Origin of the sequence: Pseudomonas piscis, from assembly GCF_009380155.1 — a bacterium.
In the GTDB taxonomy this organism is placed as follows: domain Bacteria; phylum Pseudomonadota; class Gammaproteobacteria; order Pseudomonadales; family Pseudomonadaceae; genus Aquipseudomonas; species Aquipseudomonas piscis.
Window position 1 is genome coordinate 1,321,586 of sequence record NZ_WHUV01000001.1, and the last position, 19,536, is coordinate 1,341,121.

A 19,536-nucleotide genomic window follows, 5' to 3' on the forward strand; every position below is an offset into this window, starting at 1 on the left:
CCGTACCATGACTGAACGTAAACCCGAAGTGATCATCACCTATTGCACCCAGTGCCAGTGGCTGCTGCGAGCGGCCTGGCTGGCTCAGGAGCTGTTGAGCACCTTCAGCGACGACCTGGCCAAGGTCTCCCTGGAGCCCGCCACCGGCGGTACTTTCCGCATCCAGTGCGATGGCGTGCAGATCTGGGAGCGCAAGGCCGATGGCGGTTTTCCCGAAGCCAAGGTGCTCAAGCAACGGGTCCGCGACTGCATCGATCCCGAGCGTGACCTGGGCCACAACGACCGGTCTCAGTGAGAGCCTGCCTGGGCGGTTTTGCCCTGGCTGCCTGAACCCGCGGACAGGCGGCTGGAGACCACGATCGCAGTGATGATCAAGGCTCCACCCAGCAGCATGCGCAGGGTCGGGTTCTCGCCGAACAGCACCCAGGCCACGGTGATCCCGTAGACCGGCTCCAGGGCGAAGACCACCGCCGCGGTGCGTGCCTTGATCACCGCCAGGCTGGCGACGAACAGGCTGTGGGCCAGGCCGGTGCAGAAGATGCCCAGCAGGCTGATCCACAGCCAGTCCATGGCGGGTACCTCGGGCAGTTCCGGCGCCGCCACCGGCAGCAGGCAAAGGCCCACCACCAGGTTCTGGCACAGCGCCGCCTGTACCGCTGGAATCCGTCCCGAGCCGGCGCGGTTGTTCAGCGACAGCAGGGAGAACAGCAAGCCCGAGGCCACGGACCAGAGCAGGCCGGTGGTGGCCTGGCTGGCGAGGTCGAAGTCCGGGGTAACCAGCACCAGGCCGATGCTTACCAGGGCTACCAGCACGATCTCGTTGATGCGGATCCGCTCGCGGAAGATCAAGCCTTCGAGAATCACCGTGAAGGCCGGGAAGCTGGCAAAACCCAGGGTGGCGATGGCCACGCCGGCGATCTTGACCGAGACGAAGAAGCTCACCCAGTGGCCCGCCAGCAACAGGCCGCTGAGCAGCAAGCGCAACCAGTCGCCGGTGGCCAGCCGCTGCCAGGGCGCATTGCTGGCCAGGCCGGCGAAGAACCCCAGGGCGAGCACGGCAAAGGCCGCGCGGCCGAACACGATGACCGCCGGTGAAGCGGCGGCCAGTTTGCCGAACACACCGGTCAGGCCGAACATCAGTGCGCCGATATGCAGGGCGCCAAGGGCGGTACGCGGGGTCATGTCATTCCTTAACGCAAGACGGGCCGTGATGGCCGGGACGATGGGCTCAGTCTACGGGGCCGGCACCGATGTCGTCTGTCGCGAGGCTGCCGGCTTTTGTCGAGCAACTCGCGCGCGCTTCTTGGCGCAACTGGCGGGGCGAGCGGCCGAATTCGCGCAATATCGCCGCCGAGAAAGCGCTCTGGGAGCCATAGCCTACGCGGTCGGCCACCTCGCCGATGGGCATCGACGAGCCACGCAACAGTTCCACGGCCATGTGCAGGCGTCGGCTGCGCACGTAGTCCATGGGCGTGCGCCCGCATTCGGCGATGAAGCGCGCGTGCAGGCGTGTGCCGGACAAACCGGCGATTCGCGCCAGGTCGGCCACCTGCAAGGGATGGGCGGCGTGGCGATCGATATGGGCGTTCAGCGCGGCAAAGGGCAGGCGTCGTTCACCAGGGTGGCCAGCGGCCGGATGGTTGAGGCTGGCCAATAGCAGCACCGCCCCTTGCTGGGCGATCAACGGGTCGTCCACCGGGCTGTCCGCCAGCCAGTTGACCAGGCGGCTCTGGTTCGGCGCCAGGACCTGGCGCCGCGGGCTGTCGAGCAAGCGTCGGCTGGCCTCGGCATGTTCTCCCAGGGACTGGCCGAGCCAATGTTCGCCGGGTATGTCCAGCACCAGGCACTGGCTGCCGCCGGGGCTGCCGCAGATATGCCGGGCGCCGGCCGGCACCACCACGAAGCTCTGCTGCCGCACTTGGCTGCCCTGGCCCTCGACCTCGAAGTCGAGTTGGCCCGAAAGGCCGAATACCAGTTGCGCATGCTCGTGGCTGTGGGCGATCAGGTCGTGGCTGTAGTGGCGCAGGGTGAGGATAGATCCCATCGCGATCTCCTTGGCAGGCCCGCAGTCTACACCGGCCGTCGGGCCTTTCGCGCTGTCATCGCTCTGCCGCATATCTGTCATGGGCCATTAACCGCTTGGGAGCAAGCTCGCAAAAAATCCCGGAGAGCGTCCATGACCCATGCCGAACTCGCCAAACCCAGTCGCAAGCAGCGGGTACGCACCCTGTGGATCTCGGATGTGCACCTGGGCACCCGGGATTGCCAGGCCGAGCACCTGGCGCAGTTTCTCAAGAGCTATCACGCCGACCGCATCTACCTGGTGGGCGACATCATCGATGGCTGGAAGCTGAGGGGTGGGATGTACTGGCCCCAAGCCCACACCAACGTCATCCGTCGCTTGCTGACCATGAGCAAGCGCGGCACCGAGGTGATCTACGTCACCGGCAATCACGACGAATTCCTGCGGCGCTATTCCAAGCTGATCCTGGGCAACATCCAGTTGGTGGACGAGGCGGTGCACGTCACCGCGGATGGCCGCCACCTGCTGGTGATCCACGGCGACCAGTTCGACGTCATTACCCGCTATCACCGCTGGCTGGCGTTCCTGGGCGATTCGGCCTACGAGTTCACCCTGACCCTCAACCGCTGGCTCAACCACTGGCGGGCGCGCTACGGCTATGGCTACTGGTCGTTGTCGGCCTACCTCAAGCACAAGGTCAAGACCGCCGTGAGCTTCATCAGTGATTTCGAGGAAGCCATCGCCCATGAATGCGTCAAGCGCGAGCTGCACGGTGTGGTCTGCGGCCATATCCACCATGCCGAGATCCGCAAGGTGGGCGAGGTGGAGTACCTCAACTGCGGGGATTGGGTGGAATCCTGCACGGCGCTGATCGAGCATTGGGATGGCACCATCGAGCTCTATCGCCTGGCCGAAGCCCAGGCCCGCGAGGCCCAGCTCAAGGCCGAGCGCATGAAGCTGGCCGAACCTGCCTGAATCCTGGGGTTTGGGTTTGCCTGAGCCGGGCTGACCGGCTCGGGCAGGCCGTCTTGAAGCTATTCAGCGCATTTACCTGTCGGCGATGAGCCTGGCGCTACCTTTGCAGCAACATCTCCCCCCGGCAGCGGCCCGGCCTAGAAGGGCACCTTGCCCAGCAGCATGTCGCGGTACATGACGAAGTCGCCCAGCAGGCTGTACAGCGGATGCTGGAAGGTCGCGGGGCGGTTCTTCTCGAAGAAGAAATGCCCGACCCAGGCGAAGCCGTAGCCCGCCACCGGCAAGGCCAGCAGCAACAGCCAGGCACCTTTGCCGATGGCCAGGGCCAGGAGGAAGATCACCAGGGTGGTGCCGATGAAGTGCAGGCGGCGGCAGGTGCTGTCGCTGTGCTCGCTCAGGTAATAGGGGTAGAACTCGGCGAAGCTGTGGAACTGGCGGACGTTTTCCATGGCTGCGGTCTCGGTGCTTGTTGTTATGTGAGCGGGTGTTCTGCAAGGAGCCTACCTGAGTCTAGAGTCCTGGGCCGCAGCGGCCAGTGACAATAGGCGCCACTTTAGTATCCTTGCGAAATTGGCCGTTACCTGCGGCTCATCATATAAGAAGCCCTCATGAGCGAACGAACCACGTCGGCGAGCTGGACCCTGGGAATCGTCAAGGCCCTGGAAATGGATGGCCTGGATTGTCGTGTCCTGTTCGAGCAGCTGGGGCTCGACTATGCCGCCCTGGAAGATCCGGACGCGCGTTTCACCCAGGACTCCATGACCCGGCTGTGGCAGCGGGCGGTGGAGCTGTCCGGCAACCCGGCGATCGGCCTGAACATGGGCAAGGTGGTGCGCCCGGCGTCCTTCAATGTGGCCGGTTATGCCCTGATGTCGAGCCGGACCCTGGCCGAGGGTTTCCAGCGGCTGGTGCGCTACCAGCGGATCATTGCCGAAAGCGCCGACCTGAGCTTTCGCCTGTTGCCCGAAGGTTATGCGTTGATCCTCACGGTGCATGGCGACCACCTGCCGCCGACCCGGCAGAGCGCCGAGGCGTCCCTGGCCTGCGCCCTGGCCCTGTGCGGCTGGCTCACCGGCCGTGACCTGCGGCCACGCAAGGTGATGCTGCAGGGACCGCAACCCGAGGACACCCAGCCCTACAAGGACATGTTCCATGCGCCGCTGATGTTCGCCGCGCCCTTCGATGCGCTGATCTTCGAGCGGACCGACATGGAGAGCACGTTGCCCACTGCCAACGAGGCCATGGCCCAGCTGCACGACCGGTTTGCCGGCGAGTACCTGGCGCGTTTTTCCGAAAGCCGGGTGACCCACAAGGCGCGCCAGGTGCTATGCCGCCTGTTGCCCCAGGGCGAGCCCAAGCGCGAGCGGGTGGCGCAGATCCTGCACCTGTCCCAGCGCACCTTGCAGCGTCGCCTGCAGGAAGAGGGCACCAGCTTCCAGGCGCTGCTCGACGACACGCGCCGGGAGCTGGCCGAGCAGTACCTGGCGCAGCCGAACATGACCTTGCTGGAGATCGCCTATCTGTTGGGGTTCGCCGATCCGAGCAACTTCTTCCGGGCCTTCCGCCGCTGGTTCGATGCCACGCCCGGCGAGTACCGGGCGCGGCTGGCGGAGTTGCCGGCCTCGGTCAATGACGCCAGAACGCCGGAATACACAACACGAACACCGTGATGATCTCCAGGCGTCCCAGGAGCATGCCCAGGGACAGGATCCACTTGGCGGCATCCGGCAGGGTGGAGAAGTTGCCCGCCGGGCCGATGGTTTCCCCAAGGCCCGGGCCCACACCGGAAACGGTACTGGCGGCGCCGGTCAGGGCGGTCATCCAGTCCAGGCCCAGCAGCGACAAGGCCAGGGCGATCACGCAGATGGTAATGGCGAAGAAGAACGAAAAAGTCAGGATCGAGCGGACGATTTCCTCGTCCAGGCGATGACCGTTGTACTTCTGCTTGATCACCGCCCGAGGGTGGATCAGCTGGTTGAGGTTGGCCTTGAGCAGGATGTAGGCCACCTGGAAGCGGAAGATCTTGATCCCGCCGGCGGTAGAACCCGAGCAGCCACCGACGAAACCCAGGTAGAAGAACAGCATCAGCGAGAAATTGCCCCACAGGCTGTAGTCGCCCAGGGCGAATCCGGTGGTAGTGACCACCGAGGTCACGTTCAGCGCCACGTGGCGCAGGGCATCGAGCCAATGCAGGTTGGTGGTCCACCAGTACCAGGTGCCCAGTACCAGCCAGGTCACCAGCAGCATGGCCAGCAGCCCCTGGACTTGCTGGTCCTTGAGCAGCGCCCGGCGGTTGCCACGCAGGGTGGCCACGTACAGGGTGAACGGCAGGCTGCCGAGGATCATCACCAGCACGGCCACCCAGTGCACCGCTGGTTGCTTCCAGTGGGCCAGGGATTCGTCCGAGGTGGAGAAGCCGCCGGTGGAGATCGCCGACATGGCGTGGTTGATGGCATCGAACACGTTCATCCCGGCCCACCAGAACGCCAGGCTGCCGATGATGGTGATGCCCACGTAGGTGGCGACGATCAGCCGGGCCACCATGTGCGAGCGCGGCATGACCTTCTCCGAGCGGTCCGAGGATTCGGTCTGGAACAGGCGCATGCCACCGATGCGCAGCAGCGGCAGGATCGCCACCGCCATGCCGATGAAGCCGATGCCTCCCAGCCAGTGCAGCAACGAACGCCAGATCAGGATCCCCGGGGACATGTCGTCCAGTCCACTGAGCACCGTGGAACCGGTGGCCGTGATGCCGGACATGCTCTCGAAGAACGAGTCGGTGTAGCTGATGTGCTGGGTCAGCAGGAACGGCAAGGCGGCGAAGATGCACACCACCACCCAGCTGGAGACGGTCAGCAGGTACATGTCCCTGGGGCGCAGGTGCACATGCTCGGGCCGTCCCGGGAGCACCAGGGCCAGGCCGGCGATGAAGGTGATCAGGCTGGCCCAGAGGAACGACGGCAAGTCGCCTGTGCGCTCGAAGATCACCAGCGTCGCCATGGGCACGACCATGGCGATGGCCAGGGTGATCAGGAAGATGCCGATGATGAAACCAATGATCCTGAGGGTCGGCAACGCCATGTGTTCAGCTCGGGCTGGAAGAGAAAGGCGCTCATTCTACCTGCGGGGCAGGGCATGTAAACCAGGCATCCGGTTAGCGGATACCGCTAGAATAGCCGGACATTTTTTCCAAGGAGGTGGCCGATGGAGGCTCTCGACGCTTTGCTCAACCGTGTTTCCGTGCCACGCCTGGTGGAGCCTGCTCCCAACGCGCAGCAGCGTGAGGCGCTGTTCGCCGCGGCCCTGCGTGCTCCCGATCATGGTCAATTGCGGCCCTGGCGGTTCCTGACGGTGGAGGGCGAGGCGCGCGACAGCCTGGGCGAGCTGCTGGTCGAGGCGGTGCAACTGCAAGGTGGCGAAGTGACCCAGGCGGCAGTGGACAAGGCCCGCGCCATGCCGCTGCGCGCGCCACTGGTGGTCGTGGTGGTCGCCCGCTTGCAAGAGCACTTCAAGGTACCCCGCAGCGAGCAACTGCTGGCTGCGGGCTGTGCGGCCCATGGCATCCTGCTGGCGGCCTACGCCCAGGGCATCGGCGCCGTGTGGCGTACCGGCGAGCTGTCCTACTCGCCCCATGTGGCCAAGGGCCTGGGCTTGGCTGAAGAGGAAGAAGTCATCGCCTTCCTGTATCTGGGGACACCACTGAACGAGCCGCGGATCGCGCCCAAAGTCGATACCAGCGAGTTCGTCAGCGCCTGGACCGCCAAGGCCTGACCGGCTCCAGCGATCTCGCGTTACCAGCGGGCAAGTACGTCGTCACCGGCTCTGGTGGCAACGACTTGCCCGTTGTGCATTCAGGCCTGGACCACGGCGCCGGGGACCAGCGGCAGTTCCAGGGTGGCGATGAAACCGCCCTGGGCATGGTTGTCCAGGATCAGGCTGCCGCCGTGGCGTTCTGCCGCGCGGCGCGCGATGGCCAGGCCCAGGCCGTGCCCGGCGGTGCTTTGCCCGGGGGCACGGAAGAACGGCTCGCCCAGCTGGGCCAGGTACTCCTCGGGCGCCCCGGGGCCATGGTCGCGCACGCTGATCAGGATTCGTTCGCCCTGGCGCCGGGCCTGGACCTCGATCGGTTGCCCGGCCGGGTTGAAGCGCTGGGCATTGCGCAGCAGGTTGTCCAGGGCCCGTTCGAGAAGGGTGGGCCAGCCACGTATTTGCAGCTGGGGCTGGGCCTCGATCTGTACCAGTTGCTCGGAGCAAGCCAGCTGTGCGTCTTTCTGCAAGGCCAGGAGCAGGGCATTGAGGTCCACCTGCTCGGCACTGGCGTTGTCGGCATCGACCCGGGCCAGGACCAGGATCTCGCTGATCAAGGCTTCCAGGCGATCGCATTCACGGGTCAGTCGTGGCCAGAGCTGTTCGCGTTCCTGGGGTGCGGCCCGTTCCGCCAGCGCCAGGGCGATGCGCAGGCGTGCCAGGGGCGAGCGCAGTTCATGGGATACGTCGTGCAGCAGTTGGCGCTGGCTGCCGATCAGCCCCTGCAGGCGCGAACCCATGCGGTTGAAGTCTCGGGCCAGCACGCCAAATTCGTCACGGCGGTTGGCCAGGCGGGCCAGGCTGTTCTGCTGGTAGGTAGTCTGGCCCAGGTCGTGCACCGCGCCTCGCAGGCGGCTCAGGGGGCGGGTGATCGATAGCGTCACCAGCAGGCTGAACAGGGTCAGCACCACCAGGGCGATGGCCAGGGCGCTGAGGGGCCAGGTGAGGCTGTCGCGATGCCAGGCGTTCAGCTCCGGGTGCGGAATGCGGTAGATGAACAGGTAGGTGTCGTCGGTTCGCGGGCTGGTGTATTCGGCTGTCAGGCGGCGCCAGGGCAGGCGTCGGTCATCGTTGTTCTGTCGTGCCTCGAAGGCGGCCGCGCGGCGTGGGAAGGTGCCGCGTACCACCGGGTCGCCGCTTTCGTTGAGCACCTGGACGTCGATGTGATATTGGCGCTTGCGCTGCTGGAGGACTTCCTGGGCAGCGTCTTCGCCTTGTTCCTCGTAGGTCTGCGTCCATTGCTCGGCAAGGTTGTTCAGGCCCGGGTGGCGGCTGAGGATCCAGGCGTCCTGGTTGAGCATGTGGCCCAGCAGGATCGACAGCCCGGCAACCAGGGCAATGGCCAGCCAGAAGCTGGCCAGGACACGCCAGAACAATGAACGCACAAAGACTCCTTGAATGCACGAAGCCCAGTGGCGGGGCCACTGGGCTGGTGGGGACGCTAGCGCATTATTGCGCTTTTTGCGGCTGTTGCGCTTTCCAGGCCTTGAACTGGGCCCATTCGGCGCGGCGTTCTTCCTGTTTCTTGAGGTTGGCGTCGAACTGCTTCTGTTGTTCAGGCTTGAGCAGGGCGCGGATATCGGCCTGGGTCTTCTGGTGCTTGGCGGCCAGCTCGTCCTTCATGGCCTTCTGGTCGGCCGGGGAGAGTTTCTCCAGGTATTTCTCCACGAGCGCCTTGCGTTCGTGCATTTGCTCGCCCATCAGCTTGCCGATCTGCTGGCGCTGTTCGCGGCTTAGGTCCAGCTGGCTCCAGGGGCCTTTGCCACGCATGTGCTCGCTATGCCGTGGGCCATCCATCGGGCCCATGGGGCCGTTGCCTTCGGGCATGGCCATGGCCACGGTCGGCAGGGCGGCGGCGAACATCAGGGCGATCAGGGTCTTGCGCATGGTGTGTCTCCTTGTCTCATTCCCGGTCGGTTCCGGATGAGTTCAGGTTACGCACATCAAGGTCAGCGGCGGTCAACTGAGGGTAAAGCTTGGGTAAAGACGCGAGGCCGGCCTCCTGACAAAACCGCCATAGGTGACGTTGTCGCTTGTTCCAGGGTGGCGATCCCGTAGCCAGGCGGCTACGGGCCGGTGGTTAGAGGCTGTAGTAGTAGCCGCGGCTGCGCAGGGCGACGATCCGGGGGCGGCCGTCTGGATGGGGGCCGATCTTCTTGCGCAGGTTGCTCACGTGCATGTCCAGGCTGCGGTCGTACAGGGTCAGCTTGCGACCCAGGGCGATCTGTGCCAGTTCCTGCTTGTCCAGGGGTTCGCCCGGTTGCTTGAGCAATGCTTCGAGCAGGCGGCTTTCGGAAACCGTCAGGCTGATGTCCTGGCCGTCTAGGGCGACCACTCCGCGTACCGGGCTGAAGCACAGGTCGCCCAGTTCCAGCTGGCTGGAGGCTGCTACCGGGTGGCTACGGCGCAGCACGGCACGCAGGCGGGCGGTGAGTTCGCGAGGGTCGCAGGGCTTGGCCAGGTAGTCGTCGGCGCCCAGCTCCAGGCCGAGGATACGGTCCAGGGGTTCGCCACGGGCCGAGAGCATCAGTACCGGCAGTTCGGGGTGGTCGTTGCGCAGTTGCTTGAGCAGCTCCAGGCCGCTGCCATCGGGCAGCATCACATCCAGCACCACAGCTGCTGGTGTGTGGTCGGCCAGGGCCCGGCGGGCGCTGAGGCCGTCATGGCAGGCACGAACCTGGAAGCCTTCCTGGCTCAGCCAACTGCTCAGGAGCTCGCACAGCTCCTGGTCATCATCAATCAGTAACAGGTCGCTCATGAATCACTCAATTTAGCCATTGTCGACGTCTGCGGTGCCCGCCACTGGCAAAGATACCGCAGAGCAGGGCGATGAGGGCCACGCCGCCGCCGGTGATGAACCATTGCTGCTGTTCGGTCAAGAGGCGCGGCGTCGGGTTGGCCTGGGCCTCCTTGAGTTGCAGCTTGAGACGCTGGTTCTCCTGGCGCAAGCGGGCCAGTTGTGGGCTTTCCCGTTCGGCATCGGCACTTTGCAGCTGTTTGCTCAATTCCTCGCGCTGGCGCTCGCTTTCCTTCAAGCGTTGCTGCAGCTCGGTGATCTGGCTACCAGCGCTCAGGGACAGCGGCGTCGAGTACCCGCCTTCCTGGGTTTCCTCGGCGAGGGCCGGGGCCCCGATCGACAACATGACCAACAACAGGCACAACGGACCTTGGCGCATCGAAACTCCTGATTCCAATCGGATGTTGGGCAGGTTGTCGGCCGTCAAACGAGAATAATGAGCGATTGAGAGCGCGATGAACCGGGAAGGTTCACCGCGTGGGAGGGGGTTACGGCATGGATTGCTTGAAGGGCTTGACCAGAACGTTGCCATAGACGCCAGCGGTCACGAACGGATCGGCCTCGGCCCAGGCCTGGGCGGCGGCCAGGGAATCGAACTGGGCGACGATCAGGCTGCCAGTGAAGCCCGCTGCGCCCGGATCTTCGCTGTCCACCGCTGGATGCGGGCCGGCCAGCACCACCCGACCCTCGGCCTGGAGCTGCTTCAGGCGCTCCAGGTGCGCCGGGCGCGCGGCCTGGCGTTTTTCCAGGGAGTTGGCGACGTCTGTGGCAATAATTGCGTAAAGCATGTCAGTCCTCGGTTTTCGGAGTGGTGGAGTCGGTGTCATGTAGATGGCGCGACAGGTAGATACCCTGGCCCACCAGGAACAGTACAGTCATGCCCAGGCTGCCGAATACCTTGAAGTCGACCCAGATGCTCTGGAAGGTGAAGGCGACGAACAGGTTGGCCGCGCCACAGAACAGGAAGAACGCGATCCAGGCGATGTTCAAGCGGGTCCAGACTGCGTCCGGCAGGCTCAGGGCGTGGCCCATGATGCGCTTGATCAGCAGTTTGTCGCCGATGAAGTGGCTGCCGATGAAGGCCAGGGCGAACAGCCAGTTGACCACCGGGGCTTTCCACTTGAGGAAGGTTTCGCTGTGGAAGGCCAGGGTCAGGCTGCCGAATACCAGGCAGGCGATCAGGGTCAGCCACTGGCTTTTCTCCAGCTTGCGCTGGGAGATGAACAGCGCTCCGTAGACCACCAGGGAACTGATGATCAGCACCGCCGTGGCGCTGTAGATGCCGCCCAGGGTGACTTCGTGACCGGCGAGGTCGACGACGCGAGGGTCGATTTTGTAGACGATGAAGAACAGGAACAGCGGGATGAAGTCGATGAATTGTTTCACAGTGGCAGCCAGAAGCAGGATGTGTCGGCATAATAACAAACATCCCAGGTAGCGAAAGCGCCAGCTGATTCGAGGTTTTACCGTCCCGTGAACATTGATTTGCACTGCCATAGCACGGCCTCCGACGGCGCCCTGGCGCCCGCGGCGGTGGTGGCCCGGGCGTACGAGAAAGGTGTGCGAATCCTGTCCCTGACCGACCACGATACCGTCGAGGGCCTGGCCGAGGCGCGCACCGCCGCCCGGGAGCTGGGCATGCAGTTGGTCAACGGTGTCGAGCTGTCCTGCACTTGGGGCGGTGCAACCATTCACGTATTGGGGTATGGCTTCGACGTCGAGGCCCCGGCGCTGGTGGAGGCCATTGGCAAGCTGCATGAGGGGCGTTGGCTGCGTGCCGAGGAAATCAGCCGCAAGCTGGCCCTCAAGGGCATGCCGGGGGCCCTGGAGGGCGCCCGGGCGATCCAGCAGGAGCTGGGCGACAGCGGTAATGCCCCGGCGCGCCCGCATTTCGCCGACTATCTAGTGCGTGCGGGTTTCGTCAAGGATCGTGCCGAGGCGTTTCGCAAATGGCTCGGTGCCGGCAAGCTGGGAGACGTCAAGCAGCACTGGCCGACCCTTGAGGAAACCGTCGCCACCCTGCGCGAGGCCGGCGCCTGGGTCAGCCTGGCCCATCCCTGGCACTACGATTTCACCCGCAGCAAGCGTCGCCGGCTGATTGCCGACTATATTCAAGCCGGTGGCCACGCCATCGAGGTGGTCAATGGTCACCAACCAGCGGAGCAAGTGGGCAGCCTGTCCATCCTTGCCCGTGAATTCGGACTGCTGGTCAGCGCCGGCAGTGACTTCCATGGCCCGGGGGGCTGGTCCGAGATCGGTGAGTACCGCCCGGTCCCCGAGGACCTGCCGCCACTTTGGTGTCGGTTCAAGCATGAGCCAATTATTGCCGCCTGAGCAGGTAGAGACAGTGAGTCAATTTTTCCAGATCCACCCGGAAAACCCCCAGCCACGCCTGATCAAGCAGGCCGTGGAGATCATTCGTGGCGGCGGTGTGGTGATCTATCCCACGGATTCGTCCTACGCCGTTGCCTGCCAGATGGGCGACAAGGGCGCGATCGAGCGGGTACGGCGCCTGCGCCAACTTGACGACAAGCACAACTTTGCATTGATCTGCAGCGATCTCTCGCAACTGGGGCTGTTCGCCAAGATCGATACCGGCACCTTCCGCCTGCTCAAGGCCCATGTGCCCGGGCCCTATACCTTCATTCTCAATGCCACCCGTGAAGTGCCGCGCCTGCTGTTGCATCCCAAGCGCCGCACCATCGGCCTGCGGGTGCCGAGCAATCCCATCGCCCTGGCGTTGCTGGCCGAACTGGGCGAGCCGCTGATGAGCGTCAGCCTGATCATGCCCGGCGATACCGAGGCCTTGAGCGACCCGCACGAGATGCGCCAGTTGCTGGAGCACCAGGTGGACCTGATCATCGACGGTGGTTTCGGCAGCACCGAATCCTCCACGGTGATCAGCCTCGCCGACGGCGAGCCGCAAGTGATCCGCGTCGGTTGCGGCGATCCAGCGCCCTTCATGGCCGAGGCCTAGATGTCTGCAGTGGAAACCGTCGACGAGCAGGCCGGCGCCCAGCAGGAGCTGCCATTCGCCATGGTCTACGGCCAGGCGGTCATGGAAATGCCCCTGGACCTGTACATCCCGCCCGATGCCCTGGAGGTCTTCCTCGAAGCCTTCGAGGGCCCGCTGGACTTGCTGCTGTACCTGATTCGCAAGCAGAACATCGACATTCTCGATATCCCGGTGGCGGAGATCACCCGCCAGTACATGGGCTACGTGGAGCTGATGCAGTCGGTGCGCCTGGAGCTGGCGGCCGAGTACCTGGTGATGGCGGCCATGCTGGCCGAGATCAAGTCGCGCATGCTCTTGCCGCGTTCGGCCGAGATCGAGGAAGAAGAACAGGACCCCCGCGCCGAGCTGATCCGCCGCCTGCAGGAATACGAGCGCTTCAAGGCCGCCGCCGAAGGCATCGACGAGTTGAGCCGGGTCGGTCGCGAGGTGCTGGTGCCCAAGCTCGATGCGCCCCAGGCCCAGGTGCGCAAGCTGTTGCCGGACGTGGCGCTGGAAGAGGTGCTGATGTCCATGGCCGAGGTCTTGCGCCGGGGCGACATGTTCGAGAGCCACCAGGTCAGCCGCGAGGCCCTGTCCACCCGGGAACGCATGAGCGATGTGCTGGAACGCCTCAAGGGCGGCGGTTTCGTGCCCTTCGTCGAGCTGTTCAGCGCCGAGGAAGGGCGCCTGGGGGTGGTGGTGACCTTCATGGCGATCCTCGAACTGGTGAAGGAGTCCCTGGTCGAGCTGGTGCAGAACGAGCCCTTTGCGGCCATCCACGTACGGGCGCGAGCCGAATAACGAGCTTAAATCATGAATCTGAACGAACCCCGCGAGCTGGCCTCCCTGCTCGAAGCCTTCCTGTTGGCCTCGGGAAAGCCCCAGTCCCTGGAGCGGCTCTACGAGCTGTTCGAGGAGGCCGAGCGGCCTGACCCGGCGGTCTTCAAGAAGGCCCTGGCGCTATTGGGCAAGTCCTGCGAAGGACGGGCCTTCGAGCTCAAGGAGGTGGCCTCCGGCTATCGCCTGCAGATCCGCGAGAAGTTCGCTCCCTGGGTCGGCCGTCTCTGGGAAGAGCGGCCTCAGCGCTATTCCCGGGCGTTGCTGGAAACCATGGCGCTGATCGCCTACCGCCAGCCCATCACCCGCGGCGAGATCGAGGATGTGCGTGGCGTGGCGGTCAACAGCAACATCGTCAAGACCCTGATCGAGCGCGAGTGGATTCGAGTGGTGGGGTATCGCGATGTGCCTGGCAAGCCGGCGATGTTCGCCACCACCAAGGCTTTTCTCGATCACTTCAACCTCAAGAGCCTTGACGAGCTGCCGCCGCTGGCCGAGCTGCGCGAGATGGAAGCCGAGCCGGTGCTGGAGTTCGACGATGCGCCGGTGCCCGAGCATCTGCAGCAACTGGCCGACGCCAGCGCCGAGCCCGAGCCGCCCCAGGAGGAAACCAGCTTCCATACCTTGTTGCTGGAGCTGGACTCCATGGAGGAAGGGCTCAAGACCGATTTCGACGATCTGCACCGTGACGATCCCGAGCAGGACCAGCTTCACGAGGCGCAGGAGCCGAGTACCACCGCTGCTGACGAGCCGCCTGAACCTGCCAGCGGTGAGCCGCTGGAGCCTCTGGCGGACTTCCCGGTGGACGAGTCGCCCGAGGCGCCAGGGGACGATGTGCTGGGTGTCGCCGAGGCCCGGGCCAAGCTGCTGGCTGCCGTGGCGGCCCTGGAACCCCAGCTGAGCGAAGAAGAAGCCGAAGCCCGGGCCCTGGCCGAGGCGATCGAGCAAGAGCGGCGCCTGCTGGAAGATTGACGCGCGGCCGCCGGCCAGCGGAAAAGCGCCACGATGGCCGATGATCGACTAGTCTGTGATGCGCAACGGCCGCCATCAGCGTATGATTCGCCACCTTTTGGCGAGCCCATCGCCATAGAACCTGTTTCCATGCCTTCAGGCTGCTCGGCCTGAAGCGACACACCGGGAGGTGCCCAGATGAGCGACAAAGACCAGAACGACCAGGAAATCCGTCCAGCCGGCGAGAAGCTGCAGAAAGTCCTCGCCCGCATCGGCGTCGGCTCGCGCCGCGACGTCGAGACCTGGATCAGCCAGGGCCGGATCAAGGTCAACGGCGTGGAGGCCACCCTGGGCCTGCGCGTCGACCTGCACGATGCCATTTCCATCGATGGCAAGGTGGTCAAGCGCGAAGAGGCCGCCGAGTCGGTGCGCCGCGTGATCATGTACAACAAGCCCGACGGCGAGATCTGCACCCGCGACGACCCGGAAGGCCGCCCGACCGTATTCGACAAGTTGCCGCGCCCGCGCGAAGGCCGCTGGATCAATATCGGCCGCCTGGACATCAACACCACCGGCCTGCTGATGTTCACCACCGACGGCGAACTGGCCAACCGCCTGATGCACCCCTCTTTCGAGATGGACCGTGAATACGCGGTACGGGTGCGTGGCGAGGTGGATGACGAGATGATCGAGCGCCTCAAGGCGGGTGTCATGCTCGAAGACGGCCCGGCCAAGTTCACCGATATCCAGCAAGCTCCCGGCGGCGAAGGCTTCAACCACTGGTACCACTGCGTGGTGATGGAAGGTCGCAACCGTGAAGTGCGCCGCCTGTGGGAATCCCAGGGCCTGGTGGTCAGCCGCCTGAAGCGCGTGCGTTTCGGCCCGGTGTTCCTCAACTCCGACCTGCCCATGGGCCGCTGGCGCGAAATGAGCCAGTACGAAGTCGATGTGCTCAGCGCCGAAGTCGGCCTGACGCCGGTAGCCATGCCGCAGCTCAATGCCAAGTCCAAGGACCGGCTGGAGCGCATGCAGCGCAAATCCTCGCGGCCGATGGCCAAGGGCGAGCGTGTGCGTACCCTGCGCCCGGCCAATGGTGCCCCGGTCGCCCCGCGTGCCCCGCGCGAACCGCAACTGGAAGCCGAACGCCCTGGCCGCAAGCCGGCTGGCCGCCAGGATGGCGAGCGCGCTCCACGGGCCCCGCGCCCGGCAGCCGGCCGTGGAACTCCGGTGGCCGAACGTCCGGCGGATACCAAGCGTCCTGCGCCGAAGTCCAAGCGCCCAAGCCCAGGCCTGGACCAGGATGCGCCGTCGGGCAAGCGCCGTGGCGCTCCAGCCGGTGGCGGCCAGCGTCCGGGTTTCGGTCGACGCAAGCCGGAATAAGCCCATCCCGGAATGAAACAACGCCAACCTTAGGGTTGGCGTTTTTTTTGCCTGCAATCCTGGCCGGTTTTGCCGAGCTAGAAGGCGAACTGACCGTTGAATACCGGCTTGCGGTCCGCTGCCAGTACCCCGGAGCTGAAGATCAGGTCCAGGTGGTGGCTACCCTTGGCGCCACCGCCCAGGCCCAGGTGCAGCCCGCAATGGCGTTCTTCGAAACCGGAGTTGCGCCCATACAGCGACTTGATGCCTTCGTTGGTGCCGATACCCAGTTCCTCGATGCGCCGGTTCGATGGGTTGGCATCCAGGTACTTGTTGAAGTCGTTGACCAGGCCGGGCACCTGGCTCGCCACTTGGCGGATGCTCGAGTTCTCGATCCACAGCTCCAGCGGCACCTGCAGGACCCCGTATTTACGGGCGAAGGGGATGGTGCTGAGGAAGGTGCCGAGGAACTTCACATGGCCATTGATCTCGTCGCTGTGGGTGGCGATCTCGCCCGGCGCCAGGTCGTAGTTGCCCACGCCATTGATATCCGTCCACTTCTTCACCGTGTGAAGTGGCGCCTCGAAGTACGACCCCAGGGGGTCGCTGAAGCTCAGGATGCTGGCCTGGGACAGGCGGCGGATCAGGGTTGCGTTGAGGTCGGCGATTCGCTGGGGTTCGACGCTGAAGGTGTCGTAGAAGTACTCGCCGTAGTCCTTGAACAGCAAGGATTTCTTCCAGTGCTCGGCCATCAGTCCATGGAGCGGACGGAGGAACTCCGGACCGTCGGGGCGCGGCTGGGGCAGGGTCGAGGAGTCGTAGAAAAAAATGTACAGGTCACATTCGGTGATGGCCCGGACGAGGTTCTCGGCCGGCTCCAGGTCCAGGCGCAGGGCACTGATGGTCAGCGGCGTGGCCTGGCGGGCTTGTTCGATGATGGCCAGGGTCATGGCCTGGTACTCGGCGGTATGGCCGATCAGTACCTTGGCGGTTGCCAGGCCGTTGAGGGCCGGGTGCCGTTCCAGGTAGTACAGGAAATGACGGATGGCGCGAGTCTGGTCCATAAAACCTCCCTGTAGGACAAAGATGACCGGAACAGGCAGGGCCTGCTCCGGTCCGCGGACGTCTTACATCGGCCACATGGCGGTGCCGAACGGCACCACGGCATCGGCTTGCATCATTTCCACGGCCGCATCGTGGGTTGCAGCTTCGAACCAGTCGTCCAGTTGCAGTTCGGTTTCCAGCTCTTGTTCCAGTGCTTGCATGGTGCTTCTCCTGAATGACATTGCGCTTGGCAGTCCATTGGTGGAACGGATCGACAGCAGTGAACGGGATGGTTGCCGAAGCCGCCCATTCGTTCCTCGAGCTTGCCGGGTGACTGAGCCGGCAAGTGGCTGGAAACCTAGACCAGGGTGTTTTGAAGTGCAAAAAAATAATTAGATTATTTTCTGATGAACTTTATTTTCTATTTCTCCTGGAAAAATTCACCCCGGAAAACAGAATCCTAGGCAACTTCTCTCGGCTCGGGCGCACTAGCGTCAATTTGCAGTCGGTCCAGGCCTGGTAGCGGAATGGCAAATCTACGTTACGGCTTGTAAAGGATTGTTTACGAAATGCGGCGCTTTGCCCCGTGGATAGGAGATCGCTCTGCGCCTGTAAGGAAAATCTTCCGCAGGGCCGCCCGTCATGGTCCGCCAAGGGCTCTGGCCCGCTTGTTCCAGGCCCCTCGGGCAGGTGAGATGTACACCTGCCTGCGTACAGGTGCATAACAAGAAGGAGGCGCAATGAACGCCGTAACCGACTTCCATCGATCCCCTTCGAAGAGCGTCGACCGTCGCTTTTCCATCGACGACCCCACTCGGTCCGTCTCATTTTTCGCCGCCGATGCCGAGCATCGAGCAGGCCACGCAAGATCCCGGTTACCGGCACGCTGATACAGCGATGTCTGGCGGCAGGGGGTCAGGGGTGTACAATGCCCGGCGTTTTAACTGTGACCCCACTGCGTACCCGCGCATTTTGCGTCTGGACAGCGGTTTCCAGCCTGCCTGCATAGCCCTGGAAACACCTGCACAGAACCAATAACTCAAGGTTATCCACCTTGTTCATTCCGTCGCGTCACGAGCGTGATGGGTTCGATTTCGTCACAGATAAAAACAAACAGGTGACGCATGACCGTTAAAAAAACGCTGAACTTCTGGTGCCTGCGCTGGGGTTTGATCCGCGCCGCTTAAGCCTTCACCGGGCGGCAACGTCTGCAAATATCATCAAACCTTGCGTGAGAAAGTTTTCATGAGTGGACAAAACTCGCAGTCAGGCGAGCTGAAACGCGGCCTGAAAAATCGCCATATCCAGTTGATCGCCCTGGGTGGCGCAATCGGTACTGGCTTGTTCCTGGGGTCGGCCGGGGTGCTCAAGTCCGCCGGGCCGGCGATGATCCTCGGCTACGCCATTTGCGGCTTCATCGCCTTCATGATCATGCGCCAACTGGGCGAGATGATCGTCGAGGAGCCGGTAGCCGGTTCCTTCAGCCACTTCGCCCACAAGTACTGGGGCGGCTTCGCTGGTTTCCTCTCCGGCTGGAACTGCTGGATCCTCTATATCCTGGTGGGCATGTCGGAGCTGACCGCGGTCGGCAAGTACATCCACTACTGGTGGCCGGACGTCCCGACCTGGGCCTCGGCAGCCGCGTTCTTCGTCCTGATCAACGCCATCAACCTGGCCAACGTCAAGGTCTTCGGCGAGGCCGAGTTCTGGTTCGCCATCATCAAGGTGGCGGCGATCGTCGGCATGATCGCCCTGGGCAGCTACCTGCTGGTCAGCGGCCATGGCGGCCCGCAGGCGTCGGTGAGCAACCTGTGGTCCCATGGCGGCTTCTTCCCCAATGGTGTCAGCGGCCTGGTGATGGCCATGGCGATCATCATGTTTTCCTTCGGTGGCCTGGAGATGCTCGGTTTCACCGCGGCCGAGGCCGACAAGCCGAAGACCGTGATCCCCAAGGCGATCAACCAGGTGATCTACCGCATCCTGATCTTTTACATCGGTGCCCTGGTGGTGCTGCTGTCGCTGACTCCCTGGGATTCCCTGCTGACTACCCTCAACGCTTCCGGCGATGCCTATAGCGGCAGCCCGTTCGTCCAGGTGTTCTCGATGCTGGGCAGCAACACCGCGGCGCACATCCTCAACTTCGTGGTCCTGACCGCGGCGCTGTCGGTGTACAACAGCGGCACCTATTGCAACAGCCGCATGCTGCTGGGCATGGCCGAGCAGGGCGATGCCCCGCGGAGCCTGGCCAAGATCGACAAGCGCGGCGTGCCGGTGCGTTCGATCCTCGCCTCGGCGGTGGTGACATTCGTCGCGGTGGTGCTCAACTACCTGATCCCGCAGCATGCCCTGGAGCTGCTGATGTCCCTGGTGGTGGCGACCCTGGTGATCAACTGGGCGATGATCAGCTACTCGCACTTCAAGTTCCGCCAGCACATGGACCGCACAGGCCAGACCTCGCTGTTCAAGGCCCTGTGGTATCCCTATGGCAACTACATCTGCCTGGCGTTCGTGGTGTTCATCCTGGGCATCATGCTGATGATCCCCGGCATCCAGGTTTCGGTGTACGCGATTCCGGTGTGGCTGGTCTTCATGTGGGTTTGCTATAGCATCAAGAACAAGCGTGCTGCCCAGCAGCCGCTGCAGGCCGCCGGTTCCGCGCTGAAATAAGCGCCCTCGCTGCCTCGACAGACCCGGCATCGGCCGGGTTTGTCATTTCTGGCTCCGGCGCAATGGCGGGGGAATGGGCGT

General features: G+C 64.0%; 22 protein-coding genes. 10 read left to right on the forward strand and 12 right to left on the reverse strand.

Annotated elements, in window-relative coordinates:
* Positions 1-7 precede the first annotated feature (7 nt).
* Positions 8-295 carry an Rdx family protein gene (locus tag GDH07_RS06285; RefSeq protein WP_022642980.1) on the forward strand — a complete coding sequence of 96 codons (288 nt, stop codon included), beginning with the start codon at positions 8-10 and terminating at the stop codon, positions 293-295.
* Here the strand turns inward: GDH07_RS06285 and GDH07_RS06290 are convergent.
* Both GDH07_RS06290 and GDH07_RS06295 read right to left on the reverse strand, forming a co-directional pair.
* Positions 289-1,182 carry a DMT family transporter gene (locus GDH07_RS06290; RefSeq protein ID WP_152896939.1) on the reverse strand — a complete coding sequence of 298 codons (894 nt, stop codon included), beginning with the start codon at positions 1,180-1,182 and terminating at the stop codon, positions 289-291. The two genes, GDH07_RS06285 and GDH07_RS06290, sit on opposite strands and share 7 nt — an antisense overlap.
* Positions 1,183-1,228: 46 nt before the next feature.
* Positions 1,229-2,044, reverse strand: a complete 816-nt coding sequence (locus GDH07_RS06295) for an AraC family transcriptional regulator (protein WP_053135158.1) — start codon at positions 2,042-2,044, stop codon at positions 1,229-1,231.
* A gap of 132 nt (positions 2,045-2,176) precedes the next feature.
* Between GDH07_RS06295 and GDH07_RS06300 the strand changes: the two genes are divergently transcribed.
* The gene (locus GDH07_RS06300) at positions 2,177-2,998 is read left to right on the forward strand and encodes a UDP-2,3-diacylglucosamine diphosphatase (RefSeq protein ID WP_022642984.1); all 822 of its coding nucleotides are present in this window, start codon (positions 2,177-2,179) and stop codon (positions 2,996-2,998) included.
* A gap of 137 nt (positions 2,999-3,135) precedes the next feature.
* Here GDH07_RS06300 and GDH07_RS06305 read toward each other — a convergent pair whose 3' ends face one another.
* Complete coding sequence (locus tag GDH07_RS06305) at positions 3,136-3,447, reverse strand: Mpo1-like protein (RefSeq protein ID WP_022642985.1); 312 nt, start codon at positions 3,445-3,447, stop codon at positions 3,136-3,138.
* A 159-nt stretch (positions 3,448-3,606) separates the two neighbouring features.
* Between GDH07_RS06305 and GDH07_RS06310 the strand changes: the two genes are divergently transcribed.
* Positions 3,607-4,668 carry an AraC family transcriptional regulator gene (locus GDH07_RS06310; protein ID WP_152896940.1) on the forward strand — a complete coding sequence of 354 codons (1,062 nt, stop codon included), beginning with the start codon at positions 3,607-3,609 and terminating at the stop codon, positions 4,666-4,668.
* On the opposite strand, the gene GDH07_RS06315 is transcribed toward GDH07_RS06310, so the two are convergent.
* Positions 4,625-6,079 (reverse strand): TrkH family potassium uptake protein, encoded by a 1,455-nt coding sequence (locus GDH07_RS06315; protein ID WP_053135149.1) that lies wholly within the window; start codon positions 6,077-6,079, stop codon positions 4,625-4,627. The genes GDH07_RS06310 and GDH07_RS06315 overlap by 44 nt on opposite strands.
* A gap of 123 nt (positions 6,080-6,202) precedes the next feature.
* Between GDH07_RS06315 and GDH07_RS06320 the strand changes: the two genes are divergently transcribed.
* Positions 6,203-6,769, forward strand: coding sequence for an NAD(P)H nitroreductase (locus tag GDH07_RS06320; RefSeq protein ID WP_022642987.1), 567 nt, complete (start codon positions 6,203-6,205; stop codon positions 6,767-6,769).
* 80 nt (positions 6,770-6,849) lie between these two features.
* On the opposite strand, the gene GDH07_RS06325 is transcribed toward GDH07_RS06320, so the two are convergent.
* From GDH07_RS06325 to GDH07_RS06350, 6 genes are all read right to left on the reverse strand, one after another.
* The gene (locus tag GDH07_RS06325; protein ID WP_343038176.1) at positions 6,850-8,190 is read right to left on the reverse strand and encodes a sensor histidine kinase; all 1,341 of its coding nucleotides are present in this window, start codon (positions 8,188-8,190) and stop codon (positions 6,850-6,852) included.
* Positions 8,191-8,254: 64 nt separating this feature from the next.
* The gene (locus GDH07_RS06330) at positions 8,255-8,692 is read right to left on the reverse strand and encodes a Spy/CpxP family protein refolding chaperone (protein ID WP_053135142.1); all 438 of its coding nucleotides are present in this window, start codon (positions 8,690-8,692) and stop codon (positions 8,255-8,257) included.
* A gap of 193 nt (positions 8,693-8,885) precedes the next feature.
* A complete protein-coding gene (locus GDH07_RS06335) occupies positions 8,886-9,563 on the reverse strand; it encodes a response regulator transcription factor (protein WP_152896941.1) in 678 nt (225 codons plus the stop codon).
* A gap of 7 nt (positions 9,564-9,570) precedes the next feature.
* The gene (locus tag GDH07_RS06340; protein WP_022642991.1) at positions 9,571-9,981 is read right to left on the reverse strand and encodes an SH3 domain-containing protein; all 411 of its coding nucleotides are present in this window, start codon (positions 9,979-9,981) and stop codon (positions 9,571-9,573) included.
* A 109-nt stretch (positions 9,982-10,090) separates the two neighbouring features.
* A complete protein-coding gene (locus tag GDH07_RS06345; protein WP_022642992.1) occupies positions 10,091-10,390 on the reverse strand; it encodes a YciI family protein in 300 nt (99 codons plus the stop codon).
* A 1-nt stretch (position 10,391) separates the two neighbouring features.
* Complete coding sequence (locus GDH07_RS06350; RefSeq protein WP_022642993.1) at positions 10,392-10,988, reverse strand: septation protein A; 597 nt, start codon at positions 10,986-10,988, stop codon at positions 10,392-10,394.
* Positions 10,989-11,075: 87 nt separating this feature from the next.
* Between GDH07_RS06350 and GDH07_RS06355 the strand changes: the two genes are divergently transcribed.
* From GDH07_RS06355 to rluB, 5 genes are all read left to right on the forward strand, one after another.
* The gene (locus tag GDH07_RS06355) at positions 11,076-11,936 is read left to right on the forward strand and encodes a PHP domain-containing protein (protein WP_343038177.1); all 861 of its coding nucleotides are present in this window, start codon (positions 11,076-11,078) and stop codon (positions 11,934-11,936) included.
* Positions 11,937-11,949: 13 nt separating this feature from the next.
* Positions 11,950-12,579, forward strand: a complete 630-nt coding sequence (locus tag GDH07_RS06360) for an L-threonylcarbamoyladenylate synthase (RefSeq protein ID WP_031321142.1) — start codon at positions 11,950-11,952, stop codon at positions 12,577-12,579.
* A gap of 120 nt (positions 12,580-12,699) precedes the next feature.
* Positions 12,700-13,398, forward strand: a complete 699-nt coding sequence (locus tag GDH07_RS06365) for a segregation and condensation protein A (RefSeq protein WP_174435383.1) — start codon at positions 12,700-12,702, stop codon at positions 13,396-13,398.
* Positions 13,399-13,410: 12 nt separating this feature from the next.
* Positions 13,411-14,406, forward strand: a complete 996-nt coding sequence (scpB, locus tag GDH07_RS06370) for an SMC-Scp complex subunit ScpB (protein WP_152896943.1) — start codon at positions 13,411-13,413, stop codon at positions 14,404-14,406.
* Positions 14,407-14,583: 177 nt separating this feature from the next.
* A complete protein-coding gene (gene rluB, locus GDH07_RS06375) occupies positions 14,584-15,765 on the forward strand; it encodes a 23S rRNA pseudouridine(2605) synthase RluB (RefSeq protein ID WP_152896944.1) in 1,182 nt (393 codons plus the stop codon).
* Positions 15,766-15,842: 77 nt separating this feature from the next.
* Here the strand turns inward: rluB and GDH07_RS06380 are convergent, their stop codons facing one another.
* Together GDH07_RS06380 and GDH07_RS32250 are read right to left on the reverse strand one after the other, a co-directional pair.
* Positions 15,843-16,808 carry a M29 family metallopeptidase gene (locus GDH07_RS06380; protein ID WP_053135133.1) on the reverse strand — a complete coding sequence of 322 codons (966 nt, stop codon included), beginning with the start codon at positions 16,806-16,808 and terminating at the stop codon, positions 15,843-15,845.
* 63 nt (positions 16,809-16,871) lie between these two features.
* Positions 16,872-17,009, reverse strand: coding sequence for a hypothetical protein (locus GDH07_RS32250; protein ID WP_022643000.1), 138 nt, complete (start codon positions 17,007-17,009; stop codon positions 16,872-16,874).
* Between the two features lie 1,024 nt (positions 17,010-18,033).
* On the opposite strand from GDH07_RS32250, the gene GDH07_RS06385 reads away from it, so the two are divergent.
* On the forward strand, positions 18,034-19,455 hold the full coding sequence (locus tag GDH07_RS06385) for an amino acid permease (RefSeq protein ID WP_022643001.1): 1,422 nt from the start codon (positions 18,034-18,036) through the stop codon (positions 19,453-19,455).
* The last annotated feature ends 81 nt before the right edge of the window (positions 19,456-19,536 follow it).

Bases quoted from the DNA above. Each gene is read 5' to 3' on its own strand.
- GDH07_RS06285 (WP_022642980.1), top strand. From the start codon at position 8: ATGACTGAACGTAAACCCGAAGTGATCATCACCTATTGCACCCAGTGC.
- GDH07_RS06290 (WP_152896939.1), bottom strand. From the start codon at position 1,182: ATGACCCCGCGTACCGCCCTTGGCGCCCTGCATATCGGCGCACTGATG.
- GDH07_RS06295 (WP_053135158.1), bottom strand. From the start codon at position 2,044: ATGGGATCTATCCTCACCCTGCGCCACTACAGCCACGACCTGATCGCC.
- GDH07_RS06300 (WP_022642984.1), top strand. From the start codon at position 2,177: ATGACCCATGCCGAACTCGCCAAACCCAGTCGCAAGCAGCGGGTACGC.
- GDH07_RS06305 (WP_022642985.1), bottom strand. From the start codon at position 3,447: ATGGAAAACGTCCGCCAGTTCCACAGCTTCGCCGAGTTCTACCCCTAT.
- GDH07_RS06310 (WP_152896940.1), top strand. From the start codon at position 3,607: ATGAGCGAACGAACCACGTCGGCGAGCTGGACCCTGGGAATCGTCAAG.
- GDH07_RS06315 (WP_053135149.1), bottom strand. From the start codon at position 6,079: ATGGCGTTGCCGACCCTCAGGATCATTGGTTTCATCATCGGCATCTTC.
- GDH07_RS06320 (WP_022642987.1), top strand. From the start codon at position 6,203: ATGGAGGCTCTCGACGCTTTGCTCAACCGTGTTTCCGTGCCACGCCTG.
- GDH07_RS06330 (WP_053135142.1), bottom strand. From the start codon at position 8,692: ATGCGCAAGACCCTGATCGCCCTGATGTTCGCCGCCGCCCTGCCGACC.
- GDH07_RS06335 (WP_152896941.1), bottom strand. From the start codon at position 9,563: ATGAGCGACCTGTTACTGATTGATGATGACCAGGAGCTGTGCGAGCTC.
- GDH07_RS06340 (WP_022642991.1), bottom strand. From the start codon at position 9,981: ATGCGCCAAGGTCCGTTGTGCCTGTTGTTGGTCATGTTGTCGATCGGG.
- GDH07_RS06345 (WP_022642992.1), bottom strand. From the start codon at position 10,390: ATGCTTTACGCAATTATTGCCACAGACGTCGCCAACTCCCTGGAAAAA.
- scpB (WP_152896943.1), top strand. From the start codon at position 13,411: ATGAATCTGAACGAACCCCGCGAGCTGGCCTCCCTGCTCGAAGCCTTC.
- rluB (WP_152896944.1), top strand. From the start codon at position 14,584: ATGAGCGACAAAGACCAGAACGACCAGGAAATCCGTCCAGCCGGCGAG.
- GDH07_RS06380 (WP_053135133.1), bottom strand. From the start codon at position 16,808: ATGGACCAGACTCGCGCCATCCGTCATTTCCTGTACTACCTGGAACGG.
- GDH07_RS32250 (WP_022643000.1), bottom strand. From the start codon at position 17,009: ATGCAAGCACTGGAACAAGAGCTGGAAACCGAACTGCAACTGGACGAC.
- GDH07_RS06385 (WP_022643001.1), top strand. From the start codon at position 18,034: ATGAGTGGACAAAACTCGCAGTCAGGCGAGCTGAAACGCGGCCTGAAA.